The following is a 16,118-nucleotide window of genomic DNA, read 5'->3' as shown; positions in this document are numbered from 1 at the left end:
CGCCATCGGTAATCAGGGATGCGAATTATGAAATCAAAAAATGCCACCTTAGAGGATGTCGCCCGCCATGCTGGCGTCTCTTATCAGACGGTTTCGCGGGTTTTGAATAAGTCGGCAAACGTCTCAGAATCAACGCGGCGCAAGGTGGAGCACTCTATTGAAACCCTGCGCTACGTGCCAAACAGACTGGCGCAACAGCTGGTGGGTAAGCAGAGCACAACGCTGGGTCTGGTGACCACATCGCTGGCGTTGCATGCTCCTTCGCAGGTGGCCGCTGCGGTTAAACGATATGCCAATGCCGCTGACTATCAGGTGCTGATCGCCATGATTGATGAGAACGTCAATCAAAGTCTGCAGAACTGTATCAATGAGCTGAAGTCGCAGCGCGTGGATAAGGTGATTATCAACGTTCCGCTGGAGAGCAGTGATGCGGAGCAGATCGTGCAGGAGAACGACGATATCCTGTGCCTGTTTCTTGATGTTGATCCGTACAGCGCGGTGTTTAACGTATCGTTTAACCCGGCTGACGGTACCCGTGCCAGTGTCAAATATCTCTACGAGCAGGGGCATCGGGAATTTGCTCTGCTGGCCGGGCCAGAGGAGTCCGTTTCTGCCAATCTGCGGTTAAAGAGCTGGCTGGATACGCTGGAGAGCTATCGTCTGAAGCCGGTCAGCGTCAGCCACGGTAACTGGGATGCGCAAAGTGGTTACAACGGCGTGCTGCAACTGCTGCGTGAAGCGCCGGAGTTCAGCGCGCTGCTGGTGGGAAATGATCAGATGGCACTGGGAGTGCTGAGCGCGCTGCATCAGCGCGGTGTAGCGGTGCCGGGGCAGATTTCGGTGATTGGCTACGATGACACCTATGAAAGTGCCTTCTTCCATCCGGCGCTGACCACGGTGTCGCTCGATCTTGATTTACAGGGCAAAGAGGCCGTTGCGCGTCTGTTGTTAGCCAGTGAGCAGGATGAGCAGCGTTCCTCTTCTATCCTTCCGGCAAAACTGGTGGTACGCAGCTCGACGGGTATCGCCGGTCAGCAGCAGCGTGATCTGAAGCAGATTGCTGAGCAGCTGCGGCTGCTCGCCAGTCGCCTTGAGTAGCAGAACACCGCAAGCAGATAAAAAAAGCATAAGAACGCGCCGCTGCTATGCTCAGATCAGGATAACGATTCTGCACGTCGGAAAAATTATCCGATCACTAAATCGGTCAGTGAACGGGCATTCTGCTTCGCGGTAATGCAGCCGACACGTTCAGCCCGGTTTCTCTACTCTCAGGGAGTGACATTATGCTGTGGCTTGAACAGGGGCTTTACCTCAGGATTGAAGAGTTAGCGCATGGCCCCAGGCCACTGCCGCTTTCCAGCGGTTTTACCCCGCAGACGGCTTATCGCGCGCTGGGCTGTTTTAACCCCTCTGAAACATCAGATGCTTACTACATTCTTTCAAATGACCGCGATGAAATATGGTTCATCTGTAACCGTCATCTGAGAACCGTTTTCCTTGATGCCAGCAACACGGCGTTTCGGGTGAAAATGCAGGAGCCAGCAGAGAGTCTGCCGGTACTCGCTGCTGCACCCGATGGTCAAATCGTCTCCTTTGAGCAATCTGTCTGATGTAGCCTGTTACGCATCAGATAATAAAAAAGCCGCCATCGCTGGCGGCCCTGATTACGTTTAAGTCGATGCGTTATCTGTAAATCTGCCAGTAACGTTTTTTAACTCGCCGTGGCGGTCTTCATTGCCGGACGCTGTGGCAGTATCACCAGAAGAGCGATGATGATTAGCGCCAGCGTCAGTGAGGCACCGTAGCGGCTTAGCGCGAGTCCGCCTGAGGCAAGGGGTTTGTCCAGAAAGTCGCCGACCACGGCACCCAGTGGTCGGGTCAGGATAAAGGCCGCCCAGAAGAGCCCCGTACGCGAAAGTGATGTAAAGCGACTGGCCGCCCAGATGATTGCCAGCGCGCCAACAAACAGCAGGATCCCGCCATCGTAGCCCAGCCCTTCAGTGTCTGCCGTCCAGTCACCTAAGGCCGTGCCCAGGGTTTGTGAAAACATAATAGTGACCCAGTAAAAACTCTCTGTGACGCCGTTGCTCACTGAACTGACCGCAACCGTACCGCAGGTGATTTTCCACAGGAAAAGCGAGAGGATAAGCAGGGTGCTCAGCAGCACGGTGCCACCTAAATACCCTATGCCCAGTGAGCGATCGGCAAAATCTGCCATCGTCGTGCCGACGGTGGTTGTGGCCACCACGGTGAACCAGTAAATCCATTTGTTGAAACTGTGGCGATTTATCTGTACCACCACCGCGACAAGAAAGATGATGGCGAAAATCAATGTCCCGGTCAGGTAACCGAGATTCATCGACATGGTCACCGCATCGCCGCCGGTTTCACCCAGGGTAGTCGCAGCGATTTTGGTTAACCAGAAAGCCGCGGTAACGGCCGGAACTTTACTGAGAGAGTGAGAAGCTGTGTTGTTATTTTGCATAGGGTGATACTCCGGAACAGCCCAGTATGGGCTAATACAGAGACGATGTTATAAGATTAATCTTAAGAAAAGGTTAAGCTAAAGAAAACTATGACAGGAATTTTGATCACAGCTTGTCACTCACTAAGCCGGCATTTACCCTTTGATTTAATGTAATGTTTGCCCAGTCTGAGTGCGGTGGTCGGGCTATTTTCTTTGTTAAAATATAAGAATTAATTCTGAGTTACTCTGTTTTCTTCTTAATTTTCAGGCGATGCAAAGAGTGATAGCCCGGCGGCTTAATCAGGCGAAAATTGAAGGAAAGTAGCATCAGGGCGTGCGAGCCATGCCGGGGCAGTATTGCCCTGATAATCAGCATCAGGGCAGGGTGGATGGCATAGCAACCCCGACGCTCTTATCCGGATATCACCAGTTTTGTCTGGTGGGAGAAACGATCAGGTCGTTGACGGTAACGTTCTGCGGCTGATTAAGTGCATACACCACCGCATTAGCCACATCCTGTGGGCTGATGGCTAATTTATTGAGTTCCTGAGCCACTTTACGGCCCTGAGGATCGCCGACTTTATCGGCCCAGCCGGTATTGATAACGCCAGGGCTGATGGTATTGACGCGTATCCCGTTATTAACTCCTAAGTCTTTGCGCATCGATTCTGTCATGGCATGGACGAAGAATTTTGTTGCACTGTAAACCCCTGCACCCGCATCCACCTGATGACCTGCAACCGATGCCATATTCAGGATCTGTCCCTCATTTTTCTTCAGCATAACGGGTAACACAGAGGCAATGGCGTTCAGATAGCCTTTGATGTTGACGTCGACCATTTTGTTCCACTCTTCCCAGGCAACGTCACTCCAGCTTGAGAAAAGCATCAGGCCCGCATTGTTAATCAGTATGTCTGCCGAGCCGAAGGTGTCACTGGCGAACTTCACCAGCGCCTGGGTTTCTTCCAGACGCGTAACATCGGTTACCCGGCCGACAGCGTGTCCCCCTTCAGCTTCAATCTGGCGTACCAGCGTATCGAGGCCATCCTGGTCCAGTGCTGCCGCCACAATATTCACACCATGACGCGCAAGTTCCTGCGCGGTAGCCGCACCAATCCCGGAGGATGCACCCGTAATAATGGCTGTTTTCTGTTGCAGGTAATTCATTTTAATTCTCCTTCTGGTGAAAGGGGCGGGTAGTCACCCGCCATAAACCGTTATCAGTAGCTGGCTTCCGGCCAGTCGGTATAACCCTCTGCACCACCGCCGTAATAGGCTTCTTTCGGCGCGATGGTCAGCGCGGCACCGTAACGCAGACGCTTAACCAGATCCGGGTTGGAGATGAACAGGCGTCCAAAGGCAACCGCATCAATAATTCCGGCGTTGCGGCGGCTGATGGCCATCTCAAGGTCATAGTTGTTATTGCCAATAAACGGACCGTTGAACTGGGCGCTCAGCGCGTCCATGTCCACATCGGCAGGCACATCACGAGAGGTGGCCGTCGCGCCTTCAACGAAGTGCAGATAAGCCAGGTTGAACCGGTTAAGTTGCTGAATGAGGTAGCCGTACATCGCCATAACATTGCTGTCTGGCGGGGTGTTACCGGCATCAGGCGTGACCGGAGAGAGGCGGATACCGACTTTGTCATTGCCCCAGATGTTGATGATGGCTTCTGTCACTTCCAGCGTCAGGCGGGCGCGGTTTTCAATAGAGCCACCGTAGGCGTCAGTACGGTGATTGGTGGAATCACGCAGGAACTGATCGAGCAGGTAACTGTTGGCGGAGTGCACCTCAACGCCGTCAAAACCGGCACGCAGGGCATTTTCAGCTGCACGTTTATATTGCTCAATAATGCCGGGGATTTCTTCTGTTTCCAGCGCCCGCGGCGTCGATACCGGCACAAAACCGTTTACGGTGTAAGTCTGTCCATCAGCTTTAATAGCAGAAGGTGCAACCGGACGCTGGCCCTCAGGCTGCAGTTCCACGCTTGAAAAACGGCCCACGTGCCATAACTGGCAGACGATTTTGCCGCCTTTAGCGTGAACCGCATCAGTGACTTTTTTCCATCCAGCCACCTGCTCTTCGCTCCATATCCCCGGCGTAGCGGCATAGCCGCGTCCCTGCGGAGAGATGTTGGTGGCTTCAGAAATAATCAGGCCAGCCCCGGCACGCTGTGCATAGTAGGTAGCATGGAGTTCATCAGGCACACCCTCTTCACCGTAACGGCTACGCGTGACCGGTGCCATGACAATGCGGTTTGACAGCTGAAGGCTGCCCATCGAAACAGGTGAAAATAAATCGGTACGGGTACTGTTGTCAGTCATATAAACCTCTTAATAGTTGACCGGTCGTCTAGTAATTGGATAAAAAAAACCGGCTACCCAAGTAGCCGTGTTGTTGCGTTCATTGCCTGACTGAACGCTTTGTCAGGATCGTGGATTTTCGCCATCAGGGAAGCCCCCAGCCAGAGCTGATAGAGTTCTTCTGCCAGTTCAGTGGCATCCGTTACGGCGGGCAGGGAGCCATCTTCCTGACCGAGTCGGAGGCAGGCAGCAATTTTGAGCACAATTTCATGGGTGCCCGTTGCCAGCACATGCCGCATGTTATCGTACTGGTCGCAGACTTCCGCCCCCAGCTTGACCACGAGACATTTACTTTCAGGCAGGTCTGCGCCCTGGGTCGTTTTCCAGAAGGTAAAATAGCGCAGCAGTCGCTCTCTCGCCGTTCCTGTTCCGCCTAGCTGATGCTCTACTTCCAGCAAATAGTGGCTGAAGTAGTGCTCCAGCAGCGCCTCTGCAAACGCTTCCTTCGACGGAAAGTAGTAATAGAACGAGCCTTTTGGGATATCCGCCGCTTTTACAATCTCGGAAATCCCGACGGCGCTGTAGCCCTTATGAGTAATGATCGCCCTGGCCACATCAATGATGTGCTGCCGCATATCTGTCACGTTTCTTTTCATAATGTGCACACTCTAGTGAAAAACTGACCGGTCGTCTAGTAACTTTTGACCTTTTTCATGCTTTCAGTTTCTGATTGTGAGCGGGTGAAGCAGTCGGGTGGCGTGCTGCCCGATCAATTTCAGGCTCTGAAGCGTCGCACCGTCTTTCGCCTCTATCGACATGCCTTCCAGCAGCGTATTCAGAACGGTAGCCAGCGCGACGGTGTTGGTATCTGCGGGCAGTTGCTTCTCCTGAACCGCTCTGACCAGCCTTTTTTCAAACAGATCTTTTCCTTCCTGCCTGAGAACGCTAACCGCCCTGATAACATCCGTCGATTCTGCTGAAACATTGATGGCTGCCAGCACCACCATGCAGCCGCAGGGCGCTGAAGGGGAGAGCAGAATATCGGCTGCTTCGCTAAAGAAACCGTCAATCGCTTCACCAATATCCTGCATCTCCTCAAGCCGCAGCCAGGTCGCTTTCCAGTACTTCGTTTCGTAGTAGTTCACGGCCTCCAGAAAAAGTTTTGCTTTATTGCCAAAGGCGGAATAGAGGCTGGGTGGGTTGATTTCCATGGCGGCGCAAAGTTCGGCAACCGATGCTGGCTCAAAACCTTTGCGCCAGAACAGATCCAGCGCCTTCAGCAACGCTTTATCACGGTCAAAGCTTCGTGGCCGGCCTTTCGGCTTTTCAGTGGCAGCAGGCTGGTCAGGTATTTTCATAGACGGCCTCAATCATTCTCTTGACACATTACATAGTGATCACTATACAATAATACTATTACGTAGTGCTCACTACAGAATTAAATCGACACAGTGGCTCGCCTTTTATCCCGCCTGCTCTCCCCCGGCAGGCTGATGTCGCGCTGAGTCGGTACGTGTCTGTGTCAGAAAATATCACCCAAAAGCGGGGTGTCTGAAGGGATACCTTATTAATCAGAACGGAGAGAAAACAGATGAATAACACGACCTATGTACAGGACTATAACGCCATCGTGGCAGTGCTGAATCAGTATAACGAGGGAGGAAAGCAGGCGAAAAGTGAGCTCATGAAGCCCGCTTTCAGCGACAGGGCGACCATTTTTGGTCTCGACAGTGACGGCAACCTCAGCGGCGGTCCAATTCAGGGATTGTTTGACACCATCGACACCGCATTCCGTCCTTCACCCGAAGCAAAAGCGGCTATCGTGCGCGTAGATATTGTTGGGACTGCCGCCAGTGCCCGCATCGACACTGACGACATTTCTGGTTTCCGTTTCACTGATTTTTTTAACCTGCTGAAAGTGAACGATCGCTGGACCGTGGTCAGCAAGATCTATCACACACATACGGCAGACTGATCCAGGTCTGGTCAGCTGACCGTTGCAGCCTGCGTTTGCTGCGGGCTGCAAAAAGGTATTGAGACGACTAAAACAGTAAGGTGATTTTACGCCTGATTATCCGGTTGCTATTAATCAACATAATCATACCCCAGCGCTTTTGGCAGAGGTGGCATCATTAAAGATTCTGGCCCGATCGGCCGATAAACACTGGCTCGTACTTCTGACACTGAATCCCGGGTTCGCTCACTTTTGTGCGGGCAGGGCGGCACCTCAGCAGCTGCAGACGGACAAGCGCAGCGTCAGCCGCCGTCAATGGCGGGTATTCTCGCAATGGTGAACCTGTCTCCGGATCCTCCTTCAGCTACAGGCGGACATTAACGGTTATAATCAGGTCTGTAGCGACGAGTATTGAGCCTGTTTAATATCGTCAGCTACGTCGGAGTCGGCCGCCATGAACACAATGATCAAACCCTCTTTTACCGCTGTCTGGTCTACAGATGCCCAGGGTATCTGCGTCGCCAGTCAGGAAAGCCCTGCTGGTCTGATGCCTGAACTGAAGGGTGTGACGCTGAGTTCATGGCTGAGACTGGCACAGGCCGACGACGATGCAAAGATCGCGCTGCAACTGACCGCAGCGCTTGATTTCCTGACGCCTTTTCATATTGAAGTGCCGATCCATTGTCTGGATGGCAAGACGCGTCGGGTTATTGTATCTGGCCTGCCGGATCGCCAGCCTGGCACGTCCCGTCTGCAGTATAACGGCTTCATTCTTGATGTGACCGGACAGCGTAAAGCGCTGGAAGATGCGCTGCGCACGGCGGCAGAGTATCGTCTGTTAATTGAAAACAGCACCGATCTGATTGCCCATTGCGACGCGGATGGCCGGTACGTTTCAATCTCGCCCTCTTATAGCGAAATGATTGGCTGGACAGCCGAAGAAGTTGTCGGTCAGCTGGTGGTGGATTTCCTGCATCCCGATGACCGCGGCCCCGCCTCTGAAGCTCTGGCCTGCATCTTCAACGGGGGAGTGCTGCCGGACGTCGTTGAGGTGCGCAAGCTGCATCGTGACGGCCACTACATCATTCTGGGCACCAAAGCCTGTGGCGTCATCAATCCCTCTACCGGCAAAAATATCGGTGCAGTTCTGGTGTCGCGCGACATTACGCGAGACAAAGAGAGGATGCGCAATCTGGAGAAGCTGGCAACGCTGGATACGCTGACCGGGCTGCATAATCGTACCTGGATCAACGACCAGGTCGGGCGCATGCTGGCGAAGGTGGATGATGAGGCCTATACGACGGTGATGTTTATCGATCTGAATGGCTTTAAGGCGGTGAACGATTTGATGGGCCACGCGACAGGGGATGCCTTGCTGCAGCAGGTCAGTGAACGGCTGCAACGCTGTATGCGTCCGGGCGACTCACTGGCGCGACTGGGCGGAGATGAATTTGTTGTGGCGGCAAAGTGCAGAAATCGCGATACAGCCGCTGCCATTGCCCTGCGTATTATTGAAAGTCTGCACGCGCCATTCGCCATTGATAATATGGATGTGCGCATTGGCGCGGCTATCGGTATCAGCCTTGCCCGCTTTGGGACGGCATCGGCCAAAATATTATTCGAAAACGCGGATAAAGCGATGTACCAGGCCAAAGCCCGACGTGATGGGTCGTATCAGTTTTTTGAGTCAGAAGAGCCTTAGTCGATGCATATGATTGCTGGTATGACCTTCCGGATTTGAAGGTAATGGATCTTACGTTTAACGCTTTGCCGCCTGTTCCCGCAAGGATACATTTCCTGAACGCCTGATTAACCCGCCTAATATTCTGAAACCGCGCGCCACAGCAGAAAGATTTTCTGTTTCAGGCTCAAAAAGAAGTCTGTAGCTGATGACCAACATCTATGTGCGAGACAGGCTACTGAATTCATTCAAACGTCTGTGATGAACTGGCCTGAGTGACTTCGCGGAACTCCGCTTAAGGCAATTCATTGCCTCAGTTTATTATTTCTGTTGGTTTTTCACTTTCGGGAGACCAGTAACCCCCACTGCCATGATAGGTTTCAGCTCCCAGCACGAACGAGGTTCCGCAATGATTACATGCAAAATGGTAATCAACGATATCGCCCCAAATCATCTGTTCAGCACATTCAGAAAAGGTGTACTGATTCCAGTTATTGATGGTTGAAACTTCGGAAATGATCTCTTCTTTAACTGCGTTATGTGCAATACGTATTGCCAGGCTCAACTGACGAGGTTCCCGTATAACGTATTTAACACATAGATCCTGACAGAACTCACAACTCACTCTGTAAAACCTCTCTTTTATCTGAATGTTCAGGTGTAGAGCTATCGCAGGACACTGTTTTGCACTTTATATCCCACCTGAAGGGACAGTCGCTTTCACTTCAAAAAGTTTAAATGTGTTCTTTAGTACTCATTGTATTCATTGTGAGGCAGAACGCCGGTCAATAATTTCTTTCACGTAATGCTCAATAACAATGTGATGTTCATGGCTTATCTGAGAAATAAATGTTTGCAGGAAATCGGGTGTGGAGTGAAGGGTATTTGTGACCAGTTTATCGAAGTCTTTCTGGGTAAAGCGGTCATAGCCTTTTAGCGTCGAACGCTGGAGCAAGGTATGCGCAGTAATTTCGAGCACGGCACGTCTGTAATCATCGGAAAGCAGAATGTCCAGATCGTGCCGGCTGATCTCAAAGGCAAATTCATAGCTGATAAAACCAGAATCAACAGGCAATAAGTAGGTCAGTTTACCTTCCTCCTGTGTCACATGAGGTTCGTATCCATCACCCATGAGGTGAACTGATTGCATATTAATCTCCTGCTCTTTCAGCCCTGAGTTGTTACTTCCGCAGATTAAAACCACCGATATCGATATTATTCCGCTTCTGACGACGAGCGCAAATACTCACAATATCAGATTGTTCGATAGCGTAAGTTCCCGGTTGTTCACCTGTTCGCTAACGGCAAAACTGACAAAGTGGTATGCCTGTTACGGAGAGTCATGTCAACCGTGAGCATTGAGCTAAAGTTTTCCAGGTGACTTTATGAGCCGGTCGCCTCTCCCCGCTGGTTTTCTTGTCTGCCACGGATAAGCGCTTTCAAGCTGACCCGCCAGTGCCAGCAATAAATTCTCCTGATTAAATCCTGCACAGAACTGCATGCCAATCGGCAGATTATGGGAAGAAAGGAAGCCCAGAGGAACAGACATCGCGGGGGTTACGCACACGTTCGCCAGCGCAGTAAACGGTGACTGATTGAAAACGTGATGTTAGCGCATCGACTGGCTGCTTTGAGCGAAAAGCGGACATTGGCCATGTGCTAAAGAAGAAAATTGCGTGGTGTTAATTCCAGAATGGAACGAAATGCAGCGGTAAATGCAGCCGGACATGAGAAGCCCAGTTGGTAGGAGACCTGCTTAATTGAGATGCCATTGGCGAGGAGATCTAATGACGCACAAATTCTTGCTCTTTGCTTCCAGGTTCTGAAGCTGAAGCCCGTATCCTTAATAAACATTCGCGAGAAGGTGCGTTCAGACATATTGGCAATATGGGCCAGATCGCTTAGAGATGCTTCCCAGCGGTGACTGACCAGTAACTCTTTGGTTGCCCTGTTTAAGCGCTCATCATGCGGCATAGGTAGCTCCGCGGTCAAAGGCTTTGCCTCACTGAGAATTTCTAAAATTAACAGCGCCATTTTACGCTGGCTCGGTCCAGTGTAGTCGGCATTGAAAAGCCCGGCTATCAGCTCTTTCACCAGTGCGGTGGCTGTAATCACATGCACCTGGCGACTCTTAGTAAAATTCAGGCATTCTTCGATAAGACTGCTACTGAAATAAATGGCCCGTAAGTCGGTGTGGGATAGCAGATTGTAGCTGTGAATCTGCAGAGGCGGTAGCCATAATGCCCGCTGAGGGGGGATCACCCAACGATTGCCCTCTGTTTCGACCAACATAACGCCCCTGGTAGCAAATAAGAGCTGTCCTTCAATATGATGATGAGGAGGATCGGTCTCTCCGCGTTGATAGCTGATGGCGGTGCTAGACCATCCCGTCGCTTCATCATGTCTTGGCGCTTTATCTATGCTACCTGGCATTTCAAATTTAGTTCCTGCAGTTATCTTAGTTGGACTCACCCGATTCATAACATCCCGACAGGGTGAAACTTGAAAAATTAAGGTTAACATAAGCATTACAGGAGCATATTTAAATGCACGTGCATTTCATCATCCATGAAAGTTTTGAGGCTCCCGGCGCTTATGAGTCCTGGGCCATAGGCAAAGGTAATCACGTCACCTATTCACGAGTTTATGAAGGTGAGGCTCTACCGTCCAGCGTGGATGACATCGATTTTTTGATTGTTATGGGCGGTCCACAGGACCCGGCAACCACCCCTGAAGAGTGCCCGCATTTTGATGCAAAGGCTGAGCAGGCGGTCATCGCATCCGCTGTGCGCGCAGGTAAAGCCGTTATTGGCATCTGCCTGGGTTCCCAGCTCATTGGTGAGGCGCTCGGTGCTTCTTTTGCACACAGCCCGGAAAAAGAGATCGGCAAGTTTCCTGTCTCTCTGACGCAGGCAGGGCAACAGCATGAGCTGTTTTCACATTTCGGACACACGCTTGAGGTCGGTCACTGGCATAACGATATGCCTGGGCTGACGCCTGATGCCACGGTCATCGCCCACAGTGAAGGGTGCCCGCGTCAGATCGTCGCCTACAGCGATCTGGTGTTCGGTTTCCAGTGCCACATGGAGCTGACACCGGAAGTAGTCGAACTGCTTATTGCCCACTCCGAAAAGGATCTGGGCCGGGCGGGTGAATACCGCTTTGTCCATACGCCTGCACAACTGCGTGCACATGATTACCGGGAGATGAACCAGGCTCTGTTCACATTCCTGGACAAACTGGCCGGGCGTTACAACCAGAGCCATCAATGATCGTCTTTTGCGCAGATTATCCTGCTCAAAAGAGGCAATTCTGAAACTAACAGTGCAGGTAACACTATGACTGAATCGCCAGCCGCCCTTCTGACGATAGCCGGCGCTATCCTGGTAGGCGCCATGAGTCCCGGGCCAAGCTTCATCATGATAGTACGTACTGCCGTAGTCTCATCTCGCCTCAGTGCGCTGTCCGCCGCCGCAGGCATGGGCGTGGGATGCATGATTTTCTCAGTCATTGCGCTGGCCGGGCTGCACTCTCTGCTGGAGCTGGTTCCCTGGCTGTATGCCGCGCTTAAAACCGCCGGTGGGGTTTACCTTCTCTGGCTTGGCTGTGGCATGCTTTTCAGAACGGGCAACAGCCTGGATCTGAGCCTGGGAGGCGAAAACGCACACCGTCCGGGCCGCGCGTTTCTTACCGGTATGGCGACTCAGCTCAGTAATCCGAATACAGCAATTGTATTTGGCAGTATTTTTGCTGCGCTGCTCAGTCAGCATATCTCGCCCTATCTTTATCTTTTGTTGCCCGGTATGGCGTTCTTCATTGATGCAGTCTGGTATGGCCTGGTGGCATGGCTGTTATCGGCTGAAAAGCCACGTCTCACCTATATGAAATACAAATCCCGGCTGGATAAAGCGAGTGGGCTGGTGATGGGGTATCTGGGGATCCGGCTCCTTCTGAGATGATCTCTGTCAGTGTTGACCTCTCCCTCTGTTCTTAAGTTAACTGTGAGCAAAATTACTTTGAAAGCCCTTTTACGCAATGTCAGTTTTATCGCTGGTTTCATGCTGGCATGTTACCTCCCCGCTGCAGTTGCTGCTGGCACGGTGGCGTGTTCATCTTCACAAAAACTGTCTGAATGCATTAAGCAGGTCGCCGGTGGCGGCACGGTACTGCTCGGTAAAGGTACCTGGTTTCAGGCCAGCAGCCTGTTGCTGAGCAGCAATGTGGCACTTCAAGGCACGGGGCCGGGTACGGTTATCACCTGGAGTCCTGCGGTGAGGAGCACCATTAATGCGCCGCTGCTCTATACCACTGCCGCCAGCCACGTCACGATAAAGGATGTGAAACTGGTCGGCACTATTGACCAACGGGCTGACAGTCAGGATCTGAGGAATAATCAGATTGGTCTCTTTTTTAACTGCAGCGGAGACCCGACCGCCGATGAAAAAACCGGCTGTAATGATATTACTCTTCAGAACGTTGAGGTGGAGAACAGCAGCGATGGGATCCATATCAAAGGCGCCAGTCATGTCATGGCGACGGATCTGAAGTTGCATAACAATGGCAACACTGACAAGGACTATTTTCACAACATCTACCTTCGCCGCGTCGCAGATGTTCGTCTAATCCAGACCGGAAAAAACAGCGGAGGTTATTATGCCAGCCCACGCGGGCACGGCATTCGGGGTTCGCACCTGATCAACGTTTATATGAGCGGTCTGGAGGTGCATGACAATGCCGATTACGGTATCCATATGGACACCGTCTTTAATGTCAGACTGCATAACATGCACGTTTATCACAATTGCCTCAGCGTTAAGCCTGCCTGCCAGCAGATACAATGCTTTGGCCCTCAGTGTGATGTTCATCTCAATGCGCCGGCTGAACCAGCGTCCATAATCTCCCAATAATTTTTGTCCGCTTTTGGCACAAAGCGAGCATTGATGGCAGTAGGAAGTATGAGAGTGCCATTGTCATACTGGACACAATCATAATTCTGTCCTGACTATGCAGATTGAAATCATTGGAAGAATCATGAATATCCAACTCACAAGCGTCACCCCGGACAGCCCAGGATTTACTGAGTTAAGATCGCAGAGCATGGCTGAAGGGTTTAACATGTTACGCCGACTGGAAGACAACTGGCTTAGCGGACATAACCGCTTTGACAGACCCGGAGAAAAACTAATTGGGGCTTCTGTAGATGGATTAATCATTGGCGTGTGTGGACTCAACATCGACCCGTTTACACTAAAAACTGGCATCGGACGTCTGCGACATCTCTATGTAGACTCAGGATGGAGAAAAAGGCAGGTTGGCAGCGCTCTGCTCAGTGAGATACTTAAGGATTCTGGCCACTGGTTTGATTTTATCAACACAAACGCTCCTCAATCGGCATTCACTTTCTATGAACGAGCTGGCTTTGTTGCTTTGACGGGCATAGAAAAAGTCACGCACCATCTCTGTCTCAGAGACCCAGTGCGTTGATATAGTCACGTCATGGATAGACCGCATTTTCTGTCCACTGAACCACTTTTCAGGAACGCCTGCCGGGATACAGCACTGACATAACCAAACCACTTTCAGGCAAATCAGAGCAATTACAGGTAAATCCGCGCCGCTCTGGACACACTGCGTTTCTGACCAGGCATGCAGAACGGCGGCTTAAACTTCTTCAGGAAATCAAAGGAACTGACTGGCAGCTTTGAGCGAAGAGCGGACATCAGGTTAGCCGGTATTATGGGTGTCGCTTGTAATTTTCCCGGACAGACGTCTGTAGTTTTTAATGGTCGCACTGGAAAGGCTTGCAGCCGTATCCACGATAACAAAGCTGAAAGTGTTTTCTGTTATCAGGGGACTAAGATCTGTACAGGCAATAAGGAGAGCCTCCACCTTAAGAATTGCCACTACAGACATTAAATTCATCCACTCTGACTGTACACCAGAGTCATGAAAACCTTTCTTTTTAACCCGTCCAATTAGCGATGTGGTCATCTCACGAAGCAGAGGTGAATCAATAATCTCTTTGCCAGAAGCTTCTATCCGCTCCTGATAAAAACTCGCTTCCAGTGTAGGTTCCGTAGCCAGTACAGCAATCCTGGTTGCTTCTGCAGGCAGTGACTCAAGTGCACTGTCTGCGATATGCAGAAGTGGAATAGCGAAGCTCACCGCCTTCATTTCGGCAAAGTAGCAGTGCGCAAGATTACAGGGAACAGCTATCAGACTCACTTTGGCCCTGACGAGTTCGGCAATACCCTGCTGCAGGGTTGCGATCATCGCATTATCATCAACTTTCTTGCCAGGCCAGAAAGGTGTCGGCAACGAGATAATATGCATTTTAGGAAAATCCATATCATATTTCGCTCCGTACCCGATGTGACACTCTGTCACCAGCATATCAACGAAGGGGGCTGTGGAGCGGGGTCCCATTCCTGCAAGCACACCTATAGAAACAGTCATTGTCAGTGCCTCCTTTTAAGATCTTCTTTCCGCTTAACAAATTATAGCTAAGTTGCCTGCAAAATTACTGACGAACGGAATGAACATGCGGGAGGTCACTCAGAAAGGTGCAGGTGAACTGCCGCAATTGATCAACATATCATGATGCGGAGAGAGCAGGCTTCAGGCACAAAGCGGACCTACGCTCCGGAAGGTCCGCTATGAGCGAGGAGCAGACGTTTCACTTATGGCAACTGAATGTTCTAATACGTTAAACATAACTTCACTGTTGCGGATCATTGCTCATAAGCTTATAAAATCAGAAACCTATATGGAAATGAAGGCACTATGAACATTTCAATCAGAAAGTTACTGCCGCTAGAATGGGATCATGCTTACAGTCTGATTTCACAGCTACGGAACATTTCCAAAGAAAAATTTATCGAAAGCGTCAGAATTCAGACGTTGAACGGTTATGAACTTGTTGGCGCATTTGGCAATGAAAAAATGCTTGGCTTGATGGGTTTCCGTCCCGTTCATACTCTGGCCAGAGGATCACATCTCCATATTGATGATTTGATCGTAGATGAGGCTTTAAGAAGCACAGGGATAGGGAAAAAATTGCTGGATTTTGCCACCACTGAATCAGAAAGCAGGGATATGAACTTCGTGTTCCTTGATGCCGGACAGCAGGCGATACCGTTTTATGAACGGAATGGCTTTGTGGCTCACACATCACCTTCAATGAAAAAGCCTCTCCGATAAAACCAGATAGCCTGTTCATAGGTGGTGGTGCGGACATTATAACTTTGCATCTACACCCTTTAGCAACATAAAAACATGAAGTTAAGGAAGTTTTTTGCACATAAAAACACTCAACGGATCTGTTGCATAAGGTGGGAATGAATTGCATATCTCATAACCGCATCTACGATAAAGTGCTATAGCCGCTTGCTGGTGAATCCCTGTTTCAAGCTGCAATAGGCTCAAATTCTTTTCTGAAGCAATCGTCTCGATTGCGCTGACTATCTGTTCTCCGAGCTTCCTACGCCGATATTCCGGTCGAATATAAACCCGCTTAATCTCAGCTGAGCCATTTTCATGAAATAGCAAAGCACCACAACCTGCAGGTAAGCCACCTTCATCACGTACGATAATGCACCGGAGCTGCTCATCAGTAACTGTTGAAAGATCCAGGCAGTGAATCGCCACGGATAATCTAGACACTTCCGAGCCGTTGATAATACTGGTTTTCATATTCTGTCGGTGGCATCTGAT

General features: G+C 50.8%; 19 protein-coding genes. 9 read left to right on the top strand and 10 right to left on the bottom strand.

The window, feature by feature from the left end; translation table 11 throughout:
- The first annotated feature begins 27 nt into the window (after positions 1-27).
- Complete coding sequence (locus HFD94_RS21500; RefSeq protein ID WP_010259142.1) at positions 28-1,098, top strand: LacI family DNA-binding transcriptional regulator; 1,071 nt, start codon at positions 28-30, stop codon at positions 1,096-1,098.
- A gap of 185 nt (positions 1,099-1,283) precedes the next feature.
- Entirely contained in the window at positions 1,284-1,610 is a 327-nt protein-coding gene (locus HFD94_RS21495) for a hypothetical protein (protein WP_167433538.1), read from the top strand.
- A gap of 101 nt (positions 1,611-1,711) precedes the next feature.
- On the opposite strand, the gene HFD94_RS21490 is transcribed toward HFD94_RS21495, so the two are convergent.
- From HFD94_RS21490 to HFD94_RS21470, 5 genes are all read right to left on the bottom strand, one after another.
- Complete coding sequence (locus tag HFD94_RS21490) at positions 1,712-2,485, bottom strand: hypothetical protein (RefSeq protein ID WP_122459900.1); 774 nt, start codon at positions 2,483-2,485, stop codon at positions 1,712-1,714.
- Positions 2,486-2,890: 405 nt separating this feature from the next.
- Complete coding sequence (locus tag HFD94_RS21485; protein WP_167433537.1) at positions 2,891-3,634, bottom strand: SDR family oxidoreductase; 744 nt, start codon at positions 3,632-3,634, stop codon at positions 2,891-2,893.
- A 53-nt stretch (positions 3,635-3,687) separates the two neighbouring features.
- A complete protein-coding gene (locus HFD94_RS21480) occupies positions 3,688-4,791 on the bottom strand; it encodes an alkene reductase (protein ID WP_061703362.1) in 1,104 nt (367 codons plus the stop codon).
- 53 nt (positions 4,792-4,844) lie between these two features.
- On the bottom strand, positions 4,845-5,426 hold the full coding sequence (locus tag HFD94_RS21475) for a TetR/AcrR family transcriptional regulator (RefSeq protein WP_029519282.1): 582 nt from the start codon (positions 5,424-5,426) through the stop codon (positions 4,845-4,847).
- Positions 5,427-5,489: 63 nt separating this feature from the next.
- Positions 5,490-6,128 carry a TetR/AcrR family transcriptional regulator gene (locus tag HFD94_RS21470; RefSeq protein ID WP_167433536.1) on the bottom strand — a complete coding sequence of 213 codons (639 nt, stop codon included), beginning with the start codon at positions 6,126-6,128 and terminating at the stop codon, positions 5,490-5,492.
- Between the two features lie 233 nt (positions 6,129-6,361).
- Between HFD94_RS21470 and HFD94_RS21465 the strand changes: the two genes are divergently transcribed.
- Together HFD94_RS21465 and HFD94_RS21460 are read left to right on the top strand one after the other, a co-directional pair.
- Positions 6,362-6,745 (top strand): nuclear transport factor 2 family protein, encoded by a 384-nt coding sequence (locus HFD94_RS21465; RefSeq protein WP_033786812.1) that lies wholly within the window; start codon positions 6,362-6,364, stop codon positions 6,743-6,745.
- Between the two features lie 433 nt (positions 6,746-7,178).
- Positions 7,179-8,426 carry a sensor domain-containing diguanylate cyclase gene (locus HFD94_RS21460; protein WP_010259132.1) on the top strand — a complete coding sequence of 416 codons (1,248 nt, stop codon included), beginning with the start codon at positions 7,179-7,181 and terminating at the stop codon, positions 8,424-8,426.
- 292 nt (positions 8,427-8,718) lie between these two features.
- On the opposite strand, the gene HFD94_RS21455 is transcribed toward HFD94_RS21460, so the two are convergent.
- From HFD94_RS21455 to HFD94_RS21440, 3 genes are all read right to left on the bottom strand, one after another.
- Positions 8,719-8,970 (bottom strand): hypothetical protein, encoded by a 252-nt coding sequence (locus tag HFD94_RS21455; protein ID WP_010670662.1) that lies wholly within the window; start codon positions 8,968-8,970, stop codon positions 8,719-8,721.
- Positions 8,971-9,168: 198 nt separating this feature from the next.
- Complete coding sequence (locus tag HFD94_RS21450; protein ID WP_045139921.1) at positions 9,169-9,555, bottom strand: hypothetical protein; 387 nt, start codon at positions 9,553-9,555, stop codon at positions 9,169-9,171.
- 509 nt (positions 9,556-10,064) lie between these two features.
- Complete coding sequence (locus HFD94_RS21440) at positions 10,065-10,838, bottom strand: helix-turn-helix transcriptional regulator (RefSeq protein WP_010259125.1); 774 nt, start codon at positions 10,836-10,838, stop codon at positions 10,065-10,067.
- 113 nt (positions 10,839-10,951) lie between these two features.
- Between HFD94_RS21440 and HFD94_RS21435 the strand changes: the two genes are divergently transcribed.
- The 4 genes from HFD94_RS21435 to HFD94_RS21420 all read left to right on the top strand — a co-directional run bounded on the left by HFD94_RS21435 (position 10,952) and on the right by HFD94_RS21420 (position 13,889).
- Positions 10,952-11,677, top strand: coding sequence for a type 1 glutamine amidotransferase (locus HFD94_RS21435; RefSeq protein ID WP_010259124.1), 726 nt, complete (start codon positions 10,952-10,954; stop codon positions 11,675-11,677).
- Positions 11,678-11,743: 66 nt separating this feature from the next.
- Positions 11,744-12,364: a LysE family translocator gene (locus HFD94_RS21430; RefSeq protein WP_033780078.1), complete on the top strand. Its 621-nt coding sequence runs from the start codon at positions 11,744-11,746 to the stop codon at positions 12,362-12,364.
- Between the two features lie 9 nt (positions 12,365-12,373).
- Entirely contained in the window at positions 12,374-13,312 is a 939-nt protein-coding gene (locus HFD94_RS21425; RefSeq protein ID WP_148037990.1) for a right-handed parallel beta-helix repeat-containing protein, read from the top strand.
- Between the two features lie 124 nt (positions 13,313-13,436).
- Complete coding sequence (locus HFD94_RS21420) at positions 13,437-13,889, top strand: GNAT family N-acetyltransferase (protein ID WP_122890079.1); 453 nt, start codon at positions 13,437-13,439, stop codon at positions 13,887-13,889.
- 240 nt (positions 13,890-14,129) lie between these two features.
- On the opposite strand, the gene HFD94_RS21415 is transcribed toward HFD94_RS21420, so the two are convergent.
- The gene (locus HFD94_RS21415; RefSeq protein WP_033780081.1) at positions 14,130-14,861 is read right to left on the bottom strand and encodes an aspartate/glutamate racemase family protein; all 732 of its coding nucleotides are present in this window, start codon (positions 14,859-14,861) and stop codon (positions 14,130-14,132) included.
- A 327-nt stretch (positions 14,862-15,188) separates the two neighbouring features.
- Here HFD94_RS21415 and HFD94_RS21410 point away from each other — a divergent pair, with 327 nt between their 5' ends.
- Positions 15,189-15,605, top strand: a complete 417-nt coding sequence (locus HFD94_RS21410) for a GNAT family N-acetyltransferase (protein ID WP_167433535.1) — start codon at positions 15,189-15,191, stop codon at positions 15,603-15,605.
- Between the two features lie 81 nt (positions 15,606-15,686).
- Here HFD94_RS21410 and HFD94_RS21405 read toward each other — a convergent pair whose 3' ends face one another.
- Positions 15,687-16,097, bottom strand: coding sequence for a GNAT family N-acetyltransferase (locus tag HFD94_RS21405; protein WP_243234815.1), 411 nt, complete (start codon positions 16,095-16,097; stop codon positions 15,687-15,689).
- Between the last annotated feature and the right edge of the window lie 21 nt (positions 16,098-16,118).

It is taken from the genome of Pantoea sp. EKM20T, assembly GCF_011800485.1.
GTDB classification, from domain to species: Bacteria; Pseudomonadota; Gammaproteobacteria; order Enterobacterales; family Enterobacteriaceae; genus Pantoea; species Pantoea agglomerans.
This window is presented reverse-complemented; position numbering and strand designations above follow the sequence as displayed.